A 17,014-nucleotide genomic window follows, 5' to 3' on the forward strand; every position below is an offset into this window, starting at 1 on the left:
CATGTTCGCCACGGGCCGTCTGGCCACCAAGCTCTCCCGACCGGGCATCGCCTTCCGCGCCCTGCCGGTCACCTCCCGCGTCGCCCTCGGCGTACTGCTCGTCGTCATCCTCGGCGCCGTGTTCGCCCCCCTCCTCACCCAGGACCCACTGACCACCGGCACCCCAGTCCAGGCCCCGAGCACCGACCACTGGTTCGGCACCGACCGGGCCGGCCGCGACGTCTTCGCCCGGGTGGTGCACGGGTCGCGCTACTCCCTGGTCATCGGCCTCGGCGCGACCGCCGTCGCGCTGGTCGCCGGAGCCGTGCTCGGCTCGCTCGCCGCCACCTCGCGGCGACTCGGCGACGAGTCGGTCATGCGGACACTCGACGTCGTGATGTCGTTCCCGCCGATCGCGCTCGCGGCGGTCCTGGTCGCCGTGTTCGGCACCAGCGTCCCGGTGATCATCTTCACCATCGCCTTCGTCTACACCCCCTCGCTCGCCCGCGTCGTCCGGGCATGCGTGCTGGCGCAGTACGGCGAGGACTACGTCGCGGCCGAGAAGGTCATCGGCGCCCGGCGCGGGTACATCGTGCTGCGCCACATCGCCGTCAACTGCATGGCGCCGGTCATGGTGTTCGCCACCGTCATGGTCGCCGAGGCGATCATCTTCGAGGCCAGCCTCTCCTTCATCGGAGCCGGCGTGCAGGACCCCGACCCCAGCTGGGGCAGCGTCCTCGCCTACGGCCGGCAGATCCTCCTGGCCGGCGGCTGGTGGGCCACCTTCTTCCCGGGCCTGGCCCTCCTGATCACCGTCCTGGCGCTCAACATCCTCTCCGAAGGGCTCACCGACGCCTCCGCCGCGCCGAGGAGCGCCCGCACCTCCCCCGCGCCCACCGCCACCACGGCGCCCGACCCGGTCGAGGCCGCCGCCACCGTCGACATCGACGCCGCCCTCGCCAAGCTCGCCCGGCACATCAACGCCACCGAGCCCAGCATCACCCCGGTCCGCGCGGACGCCGAGGAGCTCCTCGTCGTCCGCGACCTGGCGATCCGCTTCCCCGACCGCTACGGCGACATCCCCGTCGTCGACCGGCTGAACTTCACCGTCCACGAGGGCGAGACCCTCGGCCTGGTCGGGGAGTCCGGCTGCGGCAAGTCCATCACCAGCCTCGCCGTCATGGGCCTCCTTGCCCGCAACGCCGAGGTCAGCGGCGAGATCCTCTACCGCGGCCAGGACCTGCTGAAGCTCCCGCCCAAAGAGCGCCGCGCCCTGATGGGCCCCGAGATCGCGATGGTCTACCAGGACGCGCTCTCCTCCCTCAACCCCTCCGTGCTCGTCGGCACCCAGCTGAAGCAGCTGACCTCGCGCGGCGGTACGAAGACCCCCGCCGAGCTCCTCGAACTCGTCGGCCTCTCCCCCGAACGCACCCTGCGCAGCTACCCGCACGAACTCTCCGGCGGACAGCGCCAGCGGGTCCTCATCGCCATGGCCCTCTCCCGCAGCCCGCGCCTGCTGATCGCGGACGAGCCGACCACCGCCCTCGACGTCACCGTCCAGGCCCAGGTCGTCGAACTCCTCATCCGGCTCCGCGACGAGCTCGGCTTCGCCATGGTGCTGGTCTCCCACGACCTCGCCCTGGTCGGCGACCTCTCCCACCGGGTCGCCGTGATGTACGCGGGCAGGCTCGCCGAGGTCGGCGACACCCGGTCCGTCCTCACCGGGCCCGCCCACCACTACAGCCGCGGTCTCCTCGGCTCCGTCGTCTCCCTGGAGGCCGGCACGGACCGGCTCCACCAGATCCGGGGGGTCGTTCCCGCGCCCCAGGGCTTCGGCGAGGGGTGCCGCTTCGCAGGGCGCTGCGGGGCCGCCACCGATCTCTGCCGCACCACGACACCCGCGCTCACCCCGCGCGGCACCACGGACGACCACGACTTCGCCTGCCACCACCCGGCCAGGACGACCGCCGAGGAACTGGAAGGGAGCGCCCTGTGATCAGGCTCGACGGCGTCCACGTACGCCACAAGGCACGCAGCGGCGGGATCTTCTCCCGCGATGCCGTGCACGCGCTCACCGACGCCACGCTGAAGGTCGGGCGCGGCGAGATCGTGGGCCTGGTCGGGGAGTCCGGCTGCGGCAAGTCCACGCTCGCCCGCGTGCTGACCGGACTGCAGAAGCCCACCGAGGGCGAGGTCCTCTTCCACGGGCGCGACCTGTGGAAGATGTCGGGCGCGGAGCGGCGCGACGACTTCGGCTCGGCCGTCGGCGTCGTCTTCCAGGACCCCGCGACCGCGCTCAACCCCCGCCTCACGGTCCGGCAGATCCTCCGCGATCCGCTGGACGTACACCGGCGCGGTACGCGGGAGGCGCGCGAGGCCCGGGTGGAGGAGCTGCTCGACCTGGTCGGGCTGCCCGGCCACACCCTCGGCGCCCTGCCCGGGCAGCTCTCCGGGGGACAGCGCCAGCGCGTCGCCATCGCCCGCGCCCTGGCCCTGGAACCGGAGCTGATCGTCGCCGACGAACCGACCTCCGCGCTCGACGTCTCCGTACGCGCCCAGGTACTCAACCTCCTGGTCGACCTGCGCGAACGCCTCGGTCTGGGCATGGTGTTCATCAGCCACGACATCCAGACCGTGCGCTACCTCGCCGACCGCATCGCCGTCCTCTACCTCGGCCGCATCGTCGAGGAGGGCCGGGCCGCCGACGTGGCGGGCTCCCCCGGGCACCCGTACACCGAGGCGCTGCTCTCCGCCACGCCCAGCCTGCTGGAGGCGACGGAACGCATCGTGCTCACGGGCCCGGTGCCCTCCGCAACCAATCCGCCGACCGGCTGCCCGTTCCGCACCCGCTGCTGGAAGGCAGACGACGCGTGCGCCGAGGTCTTCCCGGTCGCGACGTTCGGCCCCGCCGAACACCGCCGGCACTGCGTCCATCCCCAGAACTCCGTGTCCCCCTCGGGGACCCGGACCTCCGTACCGCCCGCAAGGAGCACCGCATGACCGCCCCCTCCCCCGTGTACTCCGGAGTGATCCCGCCCGTCGTGACCCCGCTCACCGCCGACGGCGAGCTCGACCGCGCCTCCCTGGAACGGGTCGTCGGCCACCTCCTCGACGGTGGGGTCAACGGCCTCTTCGCTCTCGGCAGTTCGGGCGAGACGGCCTATCTGACGCCCGGTCGGCAGGACGAGGCCATCGAGGTGATCACCGCGACGGCGGCCGGCCAGGTCCCGGTCCTCGTCGGGGCCATCGAGACCACCACCGACCGGGCGGCCGAGCGGGCCCGCGCCGCCGCTGCCCTGGGCGCCGACGCGGTCGTGGTCACCGCGCCCTTCTACACGCGCACCCATGTCACCGAGATCGACCGCCACTTCAGGGAACTCGCGGCGGCCGTGGACCTGCCGCTCCTGGCGTACGACGTGCCGGTCTGCGTGCACAGCAAGCTGGACCCGGAACTCCTGCTGCCGCTCGCGGCGGACGGGGTGCTCGCCGGGGTGAAGGACTCCAGCGGGGACGACGGCTCGTTCCGGCGCCTCGTCATCGGAGCCCGTGACCTTCCGGGGTTCTCGGTGCTCACGGGCCACGAGCTGGTGGTCGACGCGATGATGCTGAGCGGCGCCGACGGTTCCGTACCCGGCCTGGGCAATGTGGACCCGCACGGCTATGTGCGGCTGCACGAGGCGGCCGTGAAGGGCGACTGGGACACCGCCAGGGCCGAACAGGACCGGCTCGTCGGCCTGTTCGACATCGTCCGCGCGGCCCGCCCCGGCACGGCTTCGGCGACGGCCGCAGGGCTGGGCGCGTTCAAGACGGCCCTGATGTTGCGCGGAATCATCGACACCAACGTGATGAGCGCGCCGATGCGCCGCCTGGACGAGGCGGAGACGGCGTCGATCGCGGCCTGCCTGGAGCTGGCGGGGCTCTCCCTGGCCCGGTAGAACGCATGGCCACCTGCTGGGCGGCCTGTGCCGGGCGTCAGGCGGTCACGCCCGCGGCCCAGCACAGGCCGCCCAGCAGGTGACGGCGGAAGGCGGGGTCGCTGTAGGCCTCGTCCGCGTGGCCCAGCGCCGTGTAGAAGGAGCGGCCCGCGCCGGAATCCTTGCACCAGACCAGGGGGTGGTCGGCGCCCATGCCGCCCCCCTCGTAACCGGTCTCGTCGACGGTGGCGAGGACCCGCACGCCCGGGCGGCGTGGGCCTGTCCGGAAGTCGTACCACTCGTCGCTCCACTCCCACCGCGTCGGCAGGTGGGCCGTCGCCGGATGGCTCCGGTTCTCGACCAGCACGGTGCCGGGCTGGAACGCGGGGTGGCCCCCGAAGCGCGCACCGAGCAGTTCGCCGTAGTACGGCCAGTCGTACTCGGTGCACGCGGCGGAGTGGACGCCCATGAAGCCGCCGCCGTCCGTGATCCACCGCTGGAGCGCGGCCCGTCCCTCATCGGTGAGGACATCGCCGCTCGTGGACAGGAAGACCACCGCGCCGCGTCCCGCCAGGGAGGCGTCGGTGAAGACCGCGGGGTCCTCGGAGGTCTCCACGCTGAAGCCCTCCTCTTCGCCCAGTTCGCGCAGTGCGGTGCGCGCGACGGGGATCGAGTCGTGCCGGTAGGCCGTCGTACGGGTGTAGACGAGGACGTCCGACAGGTGGCCGGTCAGGGGCATGCGGTTACTCCGGTTTCTCGCGCGGGATCAGGCCGAGGTGGTCAGGGCCGCGCGGGTCACCGCGTGGGCGAACTCTTCGCCGGCACAGTAGCGTTCGACCTCGTCCAGGGCGCTGCGGGTGATGCGCTGGAGCTCGCCGCCTAGCGACCCGGCGATGTGCGGGGTCAGGAGGACGTTCGGCAGCGAGTACAGGGGCGACGTGGCGGGCAGCACCTCGGGTTCGGTGACGTCCAGGACCGCGTGGACGCGTCCCGACGAAGCCTCGGCGGTGAGGGCGTCGGTGTCGACGAGCGAGCCCCGGCCGGTGTTGACGAGCGTGGCGCCGTCACGCAGGAGCGACAGTCTCCGGGCGTCGAGCAGGTGGTGGGTCTCGGGCAGGGCGGGCGCGTGGAGCGAGACGACGTCGCAGACGGCGAGCAGCTCGTCGAGCCCGACGAGCCGGGCGCCCATCGACCGGGCCTCGGCGGGGTCGAGGTGGGGATCGGCCAGCAGGACGTCGAAGTCGTGGGGGCGGAGCAGCTCCAGCACCCTGCGCCCCACCAACGACGCTCCCACCAGGCCGATCGTCCTGCGGTAGTTGCCGAAGCCCGGGTAGTACGCCGCCCAGTCCAGGGCGTCGCGGTGTTCGCGGTAGAGCCCGCCGATCTCCCGTACCCGCTTGTTGGCGAAGAGGATGGCGGCGAGGGTGTACTCGGCGACGGGTACGGCGTTGGCGGCGGCCGCGGTGGAGACGCGGATGCCCCGGTCCCAACAGGCGTCCGTCACATGGTGTTTGACGCTGCCCGCCGCGTGCACGACGGCCTTCAGCCCGGACATGCGGGCGAGGGCGGCGGCGTCGAGCGGGGGGCATCCCCAGGACGTGATCAGGAGCTCGACGGCCGCCGGGTCCGGCACCCCGTCGAAGGTCGCGGCGACCAGCTGCGGGTCGATGTCGACGTGGCGGGTCAGCCGGTCGACCGCGGCCGGGGTGAAGAGGGCGTCGCGGTGCCGGCGGCCCATGGCGAACAGGGCGCGCGGGCGGGGCGGAGTGGAAGGCATGGGGATCCTCATGACGGGGGCCTACTTGACGGCGCCGGCGGTCATGCCGGACTTCCAGAACCGCTGGAGCATCAGGAAGAGGACGACCAGGGGGACCACGGACACCAGCGATCCGACGATCGCCAGGAGGTAGTCCTGCGGGTGGCCCTGGGAGAGCGCGGACGAATACCACACGTACAGGCCGAGGTTGACCGGGAAGAGCTCCTCGTCGGACAGCATCACCAGGGGCAGGAAGAAGCTGTTCCAGATCTGGGTGAACTGGAAGAGGAAGATGGTCACGAAGCCGGGCGCGACCATGGGAAGGGCGATCCGGCAGAAGGTCCTGAACTCGCCCGCCCCGTCCACCCGGGCCGCTTCGAGGACCTCGCCGGGGACGTACGACGCGCTGAAGACCCGGGCCAGATAGACCCCGAACGGGAACACGAGACCGGGGATGAACACGCCCCAGAAGCTGTTCACCAGACCGGCCTCGGCCGCGATCAGGTACAGCGGGATCGCCATCGCGGTTCCGGGCACCATAACGCCGAGCAGGACCAGGGAGAAGATCCTCTCCTTGCCGGGGAAGTCCAGTTTGTCGAACGCGTACCCGGCGGCCACGCTGAACACCGTGGCCAGCAGCGCGCCGACACCGGCGTACAGGACCGTGTTGAGCAGCCAGCGCAGGAAAATGCCGTTGTCGGCCTCGAACAGGTACTGGAGGTTGTCGAGGAGCGCGAAGTCGTCGCCCGGCGCGAAGCCGTTCGTGGCGAAGAGATCCTGACGGCTCTTGGTGGACGACAGGACCAGCCAGAGCATCGGCAGGAGGGTGTAGAGGGCGGCGAGTCCCAGCATCGCGGTCACGCCGGCCTTGGACAGCAGGAGCGAAGGACGCCTGCCCGGGCCGCGCGGGGCCGGGGCGGTGCGTGTCGTGGGCTGGGTCACGGCTTGCTCCTGCTGCGCGAGAAACGGGTCACGAGGAAGGACAGCACCGCGGCGAACAGCGCGATGAGCAGCGAGGCGGCCGCTGCCAGACCGAAGTTGTTGTGGGTGAAGGCGGCGGTCTGGACGAACATGTTGGGTGTCCAGCTGCTGCCGATCGAGCTGGAGGCGCTGTAGATGACCTTCGGCTCCGTGAAGAGCTGGACCGATCCGATGACGGTGAACAGTACGGCCAGCGCGATGGCCGGGCGGATCATCGGCACCTTGATCGACAGGGCGGTGCGGATGCCGCCGGCTCCGTCGATCTTCGCCGCGTCGAGGGTCTCGCCCGGCACCGCCTGGAGCGCGGCGTAGAAGATGACCATGTTGTAGCCGATCCACTCCCACACGGCGATGTTCGCCGCGGAGAACACCGCGTTGTCCGCCGACAGGAAGTCGATGTCGAGGCCGCCGGAGGCGAGGAAGTCGGTCACCGGGCTCAGGCCCGGCGTGTACAGGTAGACCCAGATGAGCGCCGCGATGAGACCGGGCACGGCGTGCGGGAGGAACAGGGCCAGCTGGAAGAAGGCCCGCGCCTTGGCCAGTGCCGTGTCCAACAGCAGGGCGAGCACGAGTGCGCCGCCGATCATCACCGGTATGTAGACCGCGACGTATGCGGCGATCGTGACGAATCCGCTGCGGAACGCGGGGTCGGACAACGCCTGGACGTAGTTGTCCACTCCGGCGAAGACCTCTTCCGCGCCGCCGAAGCCGAGGCCGGAGGTGCGGGTGGTGAACAGGCTCATCCAGCCCGCGTAGACCAGCGGGGCGATGGTGACGGCGGTGAAGAGAACGAAGAACGGTGCCAGAAGCAGCGCGGCGGTACGGCGCTGGGCGCGGGCTGACGGGCTTGTCATACCGGGCCTTTCTCGAGGAGAGCGGGAAGGTGCGGGGAGTGGGCCGACGCCGGCCCCGCCGGGTGGGGCGGGCATCGGCTCACCGCGGTTCGGCGTCCGGAGCGCCCCTACGGGGCGACCTTCATCCCGCGACGTTCCATGTCCTTGACGGTGGCCCGCTGGGCGTCGGCGAGGACGTCGATGAGCTTCGTTCCGCCGTCGGCGACCTTGGGGAGCCGGTCGACGATTGCGGTGTTGGTGGTTCCCATGACGGGGCCCCACGTCCAGCCCGGCACGATGGCCTTGTAGGACTCGCTGCCCACGGCGTAGATGTCCTGACCGTCGAAGTAGTCGGTGGGGAAGGCGGCCTTGGTGACCGGCACGAGGCGGGGGTCGGCCGGGAACATGCTGCTGGTGCCGGTGGAGACCCACGCCTTCATGCCCTCGGGGTCGGTGGTGATCCACTTGATGAACTCGGCGGCGGCCGCGCTGTTCCTGGCGCCCTTCGGGATGACGAAGGAGGAGCCGCCGTACATGGCGGACGCCGGCTTGCCGTCCCAGGTGGGGACCGGGGCGACGGACCACTTGCCCTTCTGGTCGGCGACGGTGGCCTGTTGGGCTCCGGCGCACCAGCTCGCGCAGACGTAGGCGACGGTCCGGTTCTGCTGGACGCTCGTCCAGAACGGGTCGAGCGAGCTGAGTGAGTGGACGAGGTCCTTACCCGCGAGGTCGCCCCAGTAGTCGGCGACCTTCCGGGAGGGCGCGTCGGTCAGCGACACCTTCCAGGCGTCCTTCTCCGTATCGAACCACTGGGATCCAGCCTGCTGGGCGAGGGCGGTCAGCAGGCCGGGGTTGTCGGTGTACAGGACGCCGCCGCGGGCCTTCGGATCCGCCTTCCTCACCTGCCCGGTCATGGTCCGGTACTCGGCCCAGGTCGTGGGGACGTCGATCCCGTGGGATGTGAAGAAGTCGTTCCGGTAGAACATCATCAGCGGGGCGGCGTCACGGGGAACGCCCCACGTCTCGCCCCCCAACTGCACCAACTCCCGTGTCGGCTCCGGGAAATGGTCCTCGACCAGCGGACCGAGCCGGTCGTTCAGGCCTTCCAGTTTTCCCTGCGTGGCGAACTCGGGCAGTTGGGCGAACTCGGCCACCGCGACATCGGGGACGGTCCCGGCCTTCACGGCGTTCGTGAGCTTGGAGTAGTACTCCTGGCCCGACGGCACCGCCTCGAAGGTCACCTCGATGTCCGGGTGGGACCGGTTGAAGGCCTCCGCCACCTTGTCGGAGCCCTTGACGAAGGACCAGAAGGTGATCTTCCCCGTGCCCTTCTCCGCCGCGGGTTTCCCGCCGTCCGTGTCGCCACATCCTGTGGCGAGCAGGCCGAGGGCCGCGACGGAGCAGACCAGCGCTGTCAGCCGTCTACGAAACATGATGTGCCACCGATCGTTTGCTTGGGTGTCACAGCAATCATTCGTTACGTACGACATCGAGTCAATGCATCTGCTTTCGTTTTTTCGGAAACGAAAGCAGATGCATCACTTGCTCAGGCGCTTGCCCGGCGCCGGGCGCCGCAGGAAGCCCGTACCCGCAGCTCGGGGCGGAGCAGGATCTCCGCCTGGGGCGTGGCGGGTCGGGACAGCCGCCGTACCGCCAGGTCGAGGGCCCACGCCCCCACGGCCTGCTTGGGTGGGGCCACCGCGGTGAGCGGCGTCTCGCTCAGCTCGGCGACCTCGTCGTCGTAGGTGACCAGGGCCAGGTCCTCCGGCACCCGCAGCCCGCGCGCGCGCAGGATGCCGACGAGCGCGATGGCGTCGATGTCGTTGTGCACCAGCGCCGCCCGGACCTCGCCCGCCTCCACGGCCCGGATCACCTCGTCGAACCGCCCGTCCGCCGGGGCCGCGTCGGCGCCGGTGACGATGCGGTACTCCGGTCCCGGCCGGAGCCCCATGGACTCCACGGCTTCGGCGTAACCAGCGCTGAGATGAGCCGTGTTGGGACTCTCGACCCGGGCGACCAGGGCCACCCGGTCGTGCCCGAGCCCGGCGAGGTGACGTACCGCCAGCGCCGCACCGTAGGCGTGGTCCGACGCCACCTGTTCCAGCCTGCCCGCCTTGATCCCCGCCCTGCGCTCCACCAGGACGGCCGGCACCTCCAGGCCGCTCAGCCACTGCTCGGCCTCGTCCACCGGACGGAGACCCGGGTGCAGCATCAGCAGCAGCCCGTCGATACCTCCGGCCACGAGCCGGCGGACCTGTTCCTGGTTCTCCGACAGGGACTCCCCCGAGACGGCCAGCACGACCCGGACGCCGAGCGGGCGGGCCGCGTCCTGGACCCCCCGGATGACCTCCGCGTAGTAGTAGCCGCCCGGGGGCACCACCAGCCCGACGGCGTACCGCTCCGTCGCGGACGGCGCGGTGGCGGGCGTCTCGACCGGGGCGGGGCCCGCCGGTGCCAGGGCCCGGGCGCCGCCGTGCACCCGGGTCAGCAACCCTCGGCCGGCCAACTCCCGGACGTCCTGGCGCAGGGTGACGGCGGAAACGCCCATCTCCTCGGCCAGTTCCTTCACGGTGATCGACCCCTGGCGCTCCACAGCGCGCAGAATCGCTTCCCGCCGCTCGTCAGCCAACACCTTCAGTCCCCTCTCGGTAGCGAGTGAGTCACAGCCCTTCACTCGACAACCGAAAGATATCAATCAAAGGTCAACATCGGCCTGGAACGCCGGATCACCCGAACGGCGGCGGTTCAGTGCGAGGGCCTGTCGTCGACCGCGACGAGGTTGTGCCCGCGGAGCGTGTAGAGCAGACCACCGTGAACGTTGATGTGGGGGCCGCTGTACCAGGCGCCGTTGATCCCGGCGACGACCGTCCTGACGGCGAACGTCTTCGGGTGGAAGCGGAACAGCGTGGTGTCCGAGACGCCGTAGACCGCGCCGCGATGGGTGACCATGGCGGCGAAGCCATTGCTGACAGCGCTGACGTCAGCGGTGTGCACCACCTTCCTGGTCCGCAGGTCGATGACGAACAGAGCGCCCTTCGTCGTGAGCCCGTAGAGGTTCCGGCCCTGCACCGCCAGGGCAGCCACACCTGCCGTCTGCCGGGTGTCCAGGCGCCACCGCTCCTTGCCCGTGACCGGATCGACGGCGACGACAGTGGCGCGCGGGCCCTCCTTGGATGCGTTGTCACCGCCCAGGAAGGCGACGCCGTCCCGGTTGGCCACCGCCCGGACGAGCTGCACGTCGTCGATCGGATTGACGTAGGTGGACGTACTGCCCCTCCTCGGGCAGTACGTCCACAGGGCGCCTCCGCCCTCGGTGTCGGACTGGACCCCGACGAGCAGCAGCCTGTTCTCCGGGTCCCACGAGGTGTCCAGCGGCCGGTTCTGCTCGCTGGGGAAGCTCGCGGCCTGCCGCGGATCCCGTGGCCGGGAAGGGTCGTAGCGCCAGATGCCCTGCGCGTTGTACTGGCCGGTGTACAGGACGCCCCCGATCACCTCGGCGTCCTTCGCCTCACCGGGCGCCGGCAGGTTGATGACCTCGCCGGTCCTCAGGTCGCGCCGGGAGATGGCGCCGTTGCCTCCGAGATAGACGTATCCAGCACCGGCGGCTATCCCCATGCCCGCCTGCGGACCGGCCTCCGCGCCCGCTTCGTGCAGATCGGTGACGACCGACGTACGTGCCGCCACGTCGATCTCGGCGACGAATCCGTACGCCGAGACGACCACCAGCTTCCCGTCGACGTGGTCGACGCCCCAGATCTCGCCCAGGTCCGGCCCGTCGAACTCCACGGGGGAAAGCGTCCGGTCCGCCTTCCCGTAGGCGTGGAGGCCCGCGTCGGAGGCGAAGTAGATACGGTCCGCGTCGGCGGCGAGCGTTTTGACGACCGTGCCCTTGGTGGGCACGACGGTGTACGAGGACAGGTCGTCCAGGTCCATCACTGCGAGCTTCGCGGGGTCGACCCCGCCCGAGGTTCCGACGACCAAATGACCGTCCACGACAGCGAGTTCCCGCAGGCTGGGGTCCTTCTCCATCTCCTTGGGCACGATCGGGGTGAAGGCGTGCGTCTTCCGGTCGAAGGCGTACAGGGAGGCCTTGCTCGCGCCGCCGCCGCCGGCGAGGACGCTGCCCGCCCCGAAGAAGACGGTGGTGTCCGAGGCCGCGACCGCCCTGGCCAGGGTCGCCTTCGGGTCGGGTACGCCCCGGCCGATGACCGCCCCGGTGGCCGGGTCGTACTCCCAGAGGGAGGGCGCCTTCCCCGGGACGCCGCCCACGGCGTAGACGGTGCCGTCGGGGGCCACCGTCAGATCGCGGATGTCGCGGTCCTCGGTCCTGCCGATGGCCACGGCGGGGGTCTCGGGCGTCTTCAGGTCCCACCGGTAGAGGTTCGGCCCTCCCCGGTCGGCCTTGACCAGGACGCCGATGTAGAGATAGCGGCCGGTGGGGTCCGCCGCGAGCGCCTGGACGGAAGGCTCGGGCCCCGCGTCGAGGGCGGTGCGGGACACCACCTTGCGGCTCGGCAGATGGAACCCGATCACGCTGGAGGGCTGCATGTTGCGCGACCCGATGTACACGGTGTCACCGACCAGCAACCCGCTCATCAGCGAGAACTGGACCAGACCGGGCCCCAGATCGGTCACCGTCGTCGCGGCCGCCGCGGGCCCGGCCGCCCCGGCCCGGGGGGCGAGGAGGGGCCCGGCGGCCGTCGCCAGCCCGAACGCGCCACCGGCCTGGAGCAGTCGGCGCCTGCTCGGGGAAGAGAAATGGGTCATCTGTACTCCATGGGGGGTGCGGGGTGCGGGGATGGGTGAAACGAGTGCGCGGGTCCGGATCAGGACAGGTCCGGTCCGGGTCAGGCTGGGTCCCGTCCAGTCCGGTCCGGGTCAGGGCAGGTCGGTGACGCGGAGGTTGTCGTGCCGGACGATCCGGGTGGGCACGTCACCGTTCGCGAGCGACTGCGAGGGGCGGTAGAGCCCCCACTTGAGGTAGCCGTGGTCGGCCGGATTCTCCGGCTGGTAGGTGCGCACGTTCTCGTACGCGACGACCGGCCGGAAGCCGTCCTCGCCGGACAGCCGTACGGCGACCCGGAGGTAGCCCGTCCCGTCGGTGGTCCAGCGTGCGTCCACGCGAAAGCGCATCCACCGGTTCACCTGCGGGCCGAGATCCTCCACGACCGTCGACTGCCGGTTCAGATGCGGCGACCGGAACGCGATCTCGTCGCGCTTCGCCATGAGGTAGAACGCCGGGACGTTGCCCCCCGCGTACTTTCCCTGGAAGACGATGTCGCCCGACTCGCTGTCTCCCGGCGTGTAGGTCTTCCAGTCCTTGAGCAGCACGCTGAACTCGTAGCGCTGCTCGTCCCCCACGACGAAGCGTCCGGACGGGAGCAGGTCCGTCGCGCTCTCGCTGCGGGGCGCGCCGTTGGACTCGTATCCCGGGTCGCCGAGCGTCACCTTGTGCTGAACCGCGTGACTGCCCTCGTCCGCGGGCCGCACGACGGCGGAGGCATCCGGCGCCTTCGCCTTCGTGGTGGTCAGACCCTCCACTCCGGAGTTGAGCGTTCCGCTCTCGTAGTCCACCCGCAAGCGGTCCTCGGCGGGCGGCGCGGGAGCCGGCGCGGCGTCCTCGGTCCTCTCCGGCCCGGCACCCGCCGGATCGGAGAGCAGGACGGGAACGAGCAGCGCTCCCGCGCAGAAGGCGATCGACACTTTGCGAAGATTGACCATGGAGCTCCTCCATTTCTGCGGGACACCGGCCATCAGCGACATCACGTCGAATCGGCCGGACGGCATCACTCGATGCGGCGCCCGCGGCGGCCGGACAGCCTGCATGCTGACACGCCTCCGAACGAAATCGGAAGACTAGAGACAACGCTTTTGGTCTTCATTCGAAAGAATCGGTTGCGAATGATGCGACCAGGTACGCAGGGTCACCTCACCTAAACGCCCCGAACATCCCGATATGCCCGATCTACAAATGCGACTTAGCCTGCTGACACTGCTCGGATAGTCGACAGCCGGCGCGGTCGGCGGAGGGCGAGCTCCCATGGCTGAACTACGTAAGAAGTCCGGATTGCTCGGCGAGCTGTCCGCCGAGTTCGCGGGCACGATGATCCTCATCCTCTTCGGATGCGGCGTCGTCGCCCAGGTGGCGGCGGGCGGAGCCCTGACGGATCCGGCCGGCGGGCTCGGGGACCACGACAGCATCGCCTGGGCGTGGGGGCTGGGCGTCACGCTCGGCGTCTATGTGGCGGCGCGACTGAGCGGGGCCCACCTCAATCCCGCGGTGACGCTCTCGCTGGCCGCGTTCAAGGGGTTCCCGTGGAGCAAGGTGGCTCCGTACGCGCTGGCGCAGACGGCCGGTGCGTTCGTGGCCGCGCTCCTCGTCCGGTGGAACTACAGCGAGGCGCTGGCGAAGGCCGACCCCGGGCACACCATCAAGACGCAGTCCGTGTTCTCCACCCTGCCGGCCAACGGCAACCCGGCTCTGCCGGTCCATGAGTGGGGCGCGTTCCGCGACCAGATCATCGGCACCGCGATCCTGCTGCTCCTGATCATGGCCATCACGGACCTCCTGAACACCCCGCCCGGCTCGAACATGGGCCCGTTCATCATCGGCCTGGTCGTGGTCGCGATCGGCATGGCCTGGGGCACCAACGCGGGTTACGCGATCAACCCGGCCCGTGACTTCGGCCCCCGGCTGGCGAGCTTCCTCACCGGTTACGGCGGTGCGTGGCGGGACCAGTACGGGAATCTCTACTTCTGGGTGCCCATCATCGGCCCGCTGATCGGCGGCCTGCTCGGCGCGGGTCTCTACAAGGCCCTCGTCGGACGCTTCCTGCCGTCCGCCGAACCCGAACCGCCGGGACGCGTCCCGGCGGCCTCCAAGGACTGACCACACCGGCCGGAGAGGCGACACACATCATGGCTGACTTCATCGGCGCGGTGGACCAGGGGACCACCAGCACCCGGTTCATGATCTTCGATCACGGCGGCAACGAGGTCGCCAAGCACCAGCTGGAACACGAGCAGATCCTGCCCCGCTCCGGGTGGGTGGAGCACGACCCGGTGGAGATCTGGGAACGCACCAACTCGGTGATCCAGAACGCCCTGCGGCACGGCGGTCTCTCGCCGACGGACCTGAAGGCCATCGGGATCACCAACCAGCGCGAGACCACGGTGGTCTGGGACCCGCGCAACGGGCGGCCCTACTACAACGCCATCGTGTGGCAGGACACCCGTACCGACGCCATCGCGGCGAACCTCGAACGCTCGGGGCGGGGAGAGGTCATCCGCCGTAAGGCCGGGCTGCCGCCGGCGACGTACTTCTCCGGCGGCAAGATCCAGTGGATCCTGGAGAACGTCGACGGTGTACGGGAGGCGGCCGAGGCCGGTCACGCGATCTTCGGCAACACGGACGCCTGGGTCCTGTGGAACCTGACCGGCGGCCCGAACGGCGGTATCCACGCCACCGATGTGACCAACGCGAGCCGCACCATGCTGATGAACCTGGAGACCCTCGACTGGGACGAGGAACTCCTGGGCTTCTTCGGCATCCCCCGGGCGATGCTCCCGAAGATCAACCCCTCGTCGCATCCGGAGGCCTACGGCTCCACCCGTACCTCCCGGCCGTTGAGCGCCGCCATTCCCATCGGGGGCGTCCTCGGCGACCAGCAGGCGGCCACCGTCGGCCAAGTCTGCTTCGCCCCCGGCGAGGCCAAGAACACCTACGGGACCGGCAACTTCCTGCTCCTCAACACCGGCACCGAACTGGTCCGCTCGGAGCACGGCCTCCTCACCACGGTGGCCTACCAGTTCGGCGACAGCCCGGCGGTCTACGCGCTGGAGGGATCCATCGCCGTCACCGGGTCGGCGGTGCAGTGGCTGCGCGACCAGATGAAGATCATCAAGTCGGCGCCCGAGAGCGAGGAGCTGGCCCGGAGCGTCGAGGACAACGGCGGCATGTACTTCGTGCCCGCGTTCTCCGGTCTGTTCGCGCCGTACTGGCGGTCCGACGCCCGCGGCGCGATCGTCGGTCTGGCCAGGTACAACGACAACGCCCACCTGGCACGGGCCACCCTGGAGGCCATCTGCTATCAGAGCCGCGATGTGGTCGAGGCGATGGAGCAGGACTCCGGGGTCCATCTCGACGTGCTCAAGGTCGACGGCGGGGTCACCGCCAACGACCTCTGCATGCAGATCCAGTCCGACGTCCTGGGCGTTCCGGTCAGCCGTCCCGTCGTCGCCGAGACGACCGCGCTCGGCGCGGCCTACGCGGCGGGGCTCGCCATCGGCTTCTGGCAGAACACCGACGAGCTGCGCACCCAGTGGCACGAGTCGAAGCGCTGGTCGCCCCAGTGGTCCGAGGAGCAGCGCGCGGAGGGCTACGAGGGCTGGAAGAGGGCGGTGGAGCGCACCCTCGACTGGGTGAAGGTCCCCTGACCACCACGGCCCCTGACCACCAGCGGTCCCGGGCCGCCGGGCGGCGGCCCGGGCGCCCTCGCATAGGTTGGCCGTCCCATCCGACGCACCGCGACGAGGACCGCCCCCATGCGCAGCAGTACCAGGATCCGCCTGATAGAGCCCACCGACGCCGCCCCGATCGCCGCGCACCGGGTGCGGGACGCCGAGGCCTTCCGGCCGTGGGAACCGGCCCAGCCGGCCGACTACTTCACGCCGGAGGGACAGGCGGAGCGGATCGAGGGCCTGCTGTCCGGATACCGGGCCGGCACCGTCTGGCCGGGCGTGGTGCTCGCCGACGACCAGGTGATCGGGCAGGTCACCGTGGGAGGCATCCTGCCGCAGCCGCATCTGCGCCGCGGCTCCGTCGGCTACTGGATCGCCTCCGTCGCCCAGAATCAGGGGCATGCCGGGAACGCCGTCGGGCTCGTGCTCCGGGTGATGACGGACGAACTCGGCCTGCACCGCGCCGAGGCGTCCACCAACCTGGAGAACCTGCCGTCGCAACGGGTGCTGCGCCGCAACGGGTTCACCCCGTACGGGGTCGCGCACTCGGCGATCTTCCTCGACGGGAGCTGGCGGGACGGGCTGCTGTGGGAGCGGATCCTCGCCGACTGAGCAGGTCACAGCATGATCGGGTGGAGAGGGGGCGTCGAGACTCGCGGCCGACAGCCCGTCGGCGCGCAACGCCGGGTTCCGTACGCGCACATCGCGCAGGGGTGAACAGGCGGCGGCCCGCCGACGGGGGAGCAGGTTCACGCCATCCGCACAGCGGACGGATTGACCCTCTCTTGTCCGCTGTGCGACGCTCGCGCAGCCTCCGCAACTGCGCGTCGAGCGCAGCTGGTTCGACCGCTGCATGAACCCGCCCCTCGCAGGAAGACGCATCCTCCAACGTGATGGACATCGAACACTTACCGACAGAGCCCATGCCACTGGACGTTCCGCGGACCACGCGGACGCCCCGTCTGCCGGGCAGGAGCGACGAGCGGGCCCGGGGTGCTGCGCGAGGCCTCCGGTCCGCTGCCACCGATCGTCGTCCGCCGCGCCACCATGCGGGTCATCAAGGGCGCGCACCGCGTGCACGCCACCAGGCT

14 protein-coding genes are annotated in these 17,014 nt (G+C 70.5%); 6 read left to right on the forward strand and 8 right to left on the reverse strand.

Annotated features, from left to right (window positions below):
- The first annotated feature begins 1 nt into the window (after nucleotide 1).
- The 3 genes from ACIQRW_RS28390 to ACIQRW_RS28400 are packed head-to-tail and all read left to right on the forward strand — an operon-like array spanning nucleotide 2 to nucleotide 3,914.
- The gene (locus tag ACIQRW_RS28390) at nucleotides 2–1,975 is read left to right on the forward strand and encodes a dipeptide/oligopeptide/nickel ABC transporter permease/ATP-binding protein (RefSeq protein WP_403765283.1); all 1,974 of its coding nucleotides are present in this window, start codon (nucleotides 2–4) and stop codon (nucleotides 1,973–1,975) included.
- Nucleotides 1,972–2,979, forward strand: a complete 1,008-nt coding sequence (locus tag ACIQRW_RS28395) for an oligopeptide/dipeptide ABC transporter ATP-binding protein (protein WP_403765285.1) — start codon at nucleotides 1,972–1,974, stop codon at nucleotides 2,977–2,979. The genes ACIQRW_RS28390 and ACIQRW_RS28395 overlap by 4 nt, the downstream gene beginning before the upstream one ends.
- On the forward strand, nucleotides 2,976–3,914 hold the full coding sequence (locus tag ACIQRW_RS28400; RefSeq protein WP_403765287.1) for a dihydrodipicolinate synthase family protein: 939 nt from the start codon (nucleotides 2,976–2,978) through the stop codon (nucleotides 3,912–3,914). Before ACIQRW_RS28395 ends, ACIQRW_RS28400 begins: the two co-directional genes overlap by 4 nt.
- A 37-nt stretch (nucleotides 3,915–3,951) precedes the next feature.
- Here the strand turns inward: ACIQRW_RS28400 and ACIQRW_RS28405 are convergent, their stop codons facing one another.
- The 8 genes from ACIQRW_RS28405 to ACIQRW_RS28440 all read right to left on the reverse strand — a co-directional run bounded on the left by ACIQRW_RS28405 (nucleotide 3,952) and on the right by ACIQRW_RS28440 (nucleotide 13,184).
- Nucleotides 3,952–4,632: a ThuA domain-containing protein gene (locus ACIQRW_RS28405; protein WP_403765288.1), complete on the reverse strand. Its 681-nt coding sequence runs from the start codon at nucleotides 4,630–4,632 to the stop codon at nucleotides 3,952–3,954.
- Between the two features lie 27 nt (nucleotides 4,633–4,659).
- Nucleotides 4,660–5,670: a hydroxyacid dehydrogenase gene (locus ACIQRW_RS28410; RefSeq protein ID WP_403765290.1), complete on the reverse strand. Its 1,011-nt coding sequence runs from the start codon at nucleotides 5,668–5,670 to the stop codon at nucleotides 4,660–4,662.
- A 21-nt stretch (nucleotides 5,671–5,691) separates the two neighbouring features.
- Nucleotides 5,692–6,591 carry a carbohydrate ABC transporter permease gene (locus ACIQRW_RS28415; protein WP_403765293.1) on the reverse strand — a complete coding sequence of 300 codons (900 nt, stop codon included), beginning with the start codon at nucleotides 6,589–6,591 and terminating at the stop codon, nucleotides 5,692–5,694.
- A complete protein-coding gene (locus tag ACIQRW_RS28420; protein WP_381875702.1) occupies nucleotides 6,588–7,484 on the reverse strand; it encodes a carbohydrate ABC transporter permease in 897 nt (298 codons plus the stop codon). Before ACIQRW_RS28420 ends, ACIQRW_RS28415 begins: the two co-directional genes overlap by 4 nt.
- A gap of 107 nt (nucleotides 7,485–7,591) precedes the next feature.
- The gene (locus ACIQRW_RS28425) at nucleotides 7,592–8,896 is read right to left on the reverse strand and encodes an ABC transporter substrate-binding protein (RefSeq protein ID WP_403765296.1); all 1,305 of its coding nucleotides are present in this window, start codon (nucleotides 8,894–8,896) and stop codon (nucleotides 7,592–7,594) included.
- Between the two features lie 113 nt (nucleotides 8,897–9,009).
- Entirely contained in the window at nucleotides 9,010–10,095 is a 1,086-nt protein-coding gene (locus tag ACIQRW_RS28430; RefSeq protein ID WP_403765297.1) for a substrate-binding domain-containing protein, read from the reverse strand.
- A 113-nt stretch (nucleotides 10,096–10,208) separates the two neighbouring features.
- Complete coding sequence (locus ACIQRW_RS28435; RefSeq protein WP_403765299.1) at nucleotides 10,209–12,230, reverse strand: PQQ-binding-like beta-propeller repeat protein; 2,022 nt, start codon at nucleotides 12,228–12,230, stop codon at nucleotides 10,209–10,211.
- Nucleotides 12,231–12,341: 111 nt separating this feature from the next.
- Nucleotides 12,342–13,184, reverse strand: a complete 843-nt coding sequence (locus ACIQRW_RS28440; RefSeq protein WP_403765301.1) for a heparin lyase I family protein — start codon at nucleotides 13,182–13,184, stop codon at nucleotides 12,342–12,344.
- A 319-nt stretch (nucleotides 13,185–13,503) separates the two neighbouring features.
- Between ACIQRW_RS28440 and ACIQRW_RS28445 the strand changes: the two genes are divergently transcribed.
- The 3 genes from ACIQRW_RS28445 (at nucleotide 13,504) to ACIQRW_RS28455 (ending at nucleotide 16,535) form a co-directional block, all read left to right on the forward strand.
- Nucleotides 13,504–14,352: an MIP/aquaporin family protein gene (locus ACIQRW_RS28445; protein ID WP_403765303.1), complete on the forward strand. Its 849-nt coding sequence runs from the start codon at nucleotides 13,504–13,506 to the stop codon at nucleotides 14,350–14,352.
- A gap of 29 nt (nucleotides 14,353–14,381) precedes the next feature.
- A complete protein-coding gene (gene glpK, locus ACIQRW_RS28450) occupies nucleotides 14,382–15,899 on the forward strand; it encodes a glycerol kinase GlpK (protein ID WP_403765305.1) in 1,518 nt (505 codons plus the stop codon).
- A gap of 108 nt (nucleotides 15,900–16,007) precedes the next feature.
- Nucleotides 16,008–16,535 carry a GNAT family N-acetyltransferase gene (locus tag ACIQRW_RS28455; protein WP_403765307.1) on the forward strand — a complete coding sequence of 176 codons (528 nt, stop codon included), beginning with the start codon at nucleotides 16,008–16,010 and terminating at the stop codon, nucleotides 16,533–16,535.
- The last annotated feature ends 479 nt before the right edge of the window (nucleotides 16,536–17,014 follow it).

Origin of the sequence: Streptomyces sp. NPDC091287 (assembly GCF_044768525.1) — a bacterium.
In the GTDB taxonomy this organism is placed as follows: domain Bacteria; phylum Actinomycetota; class Actinomycetes; order Streptomycetales; family Streptomycetaceae; genus Streptomyces.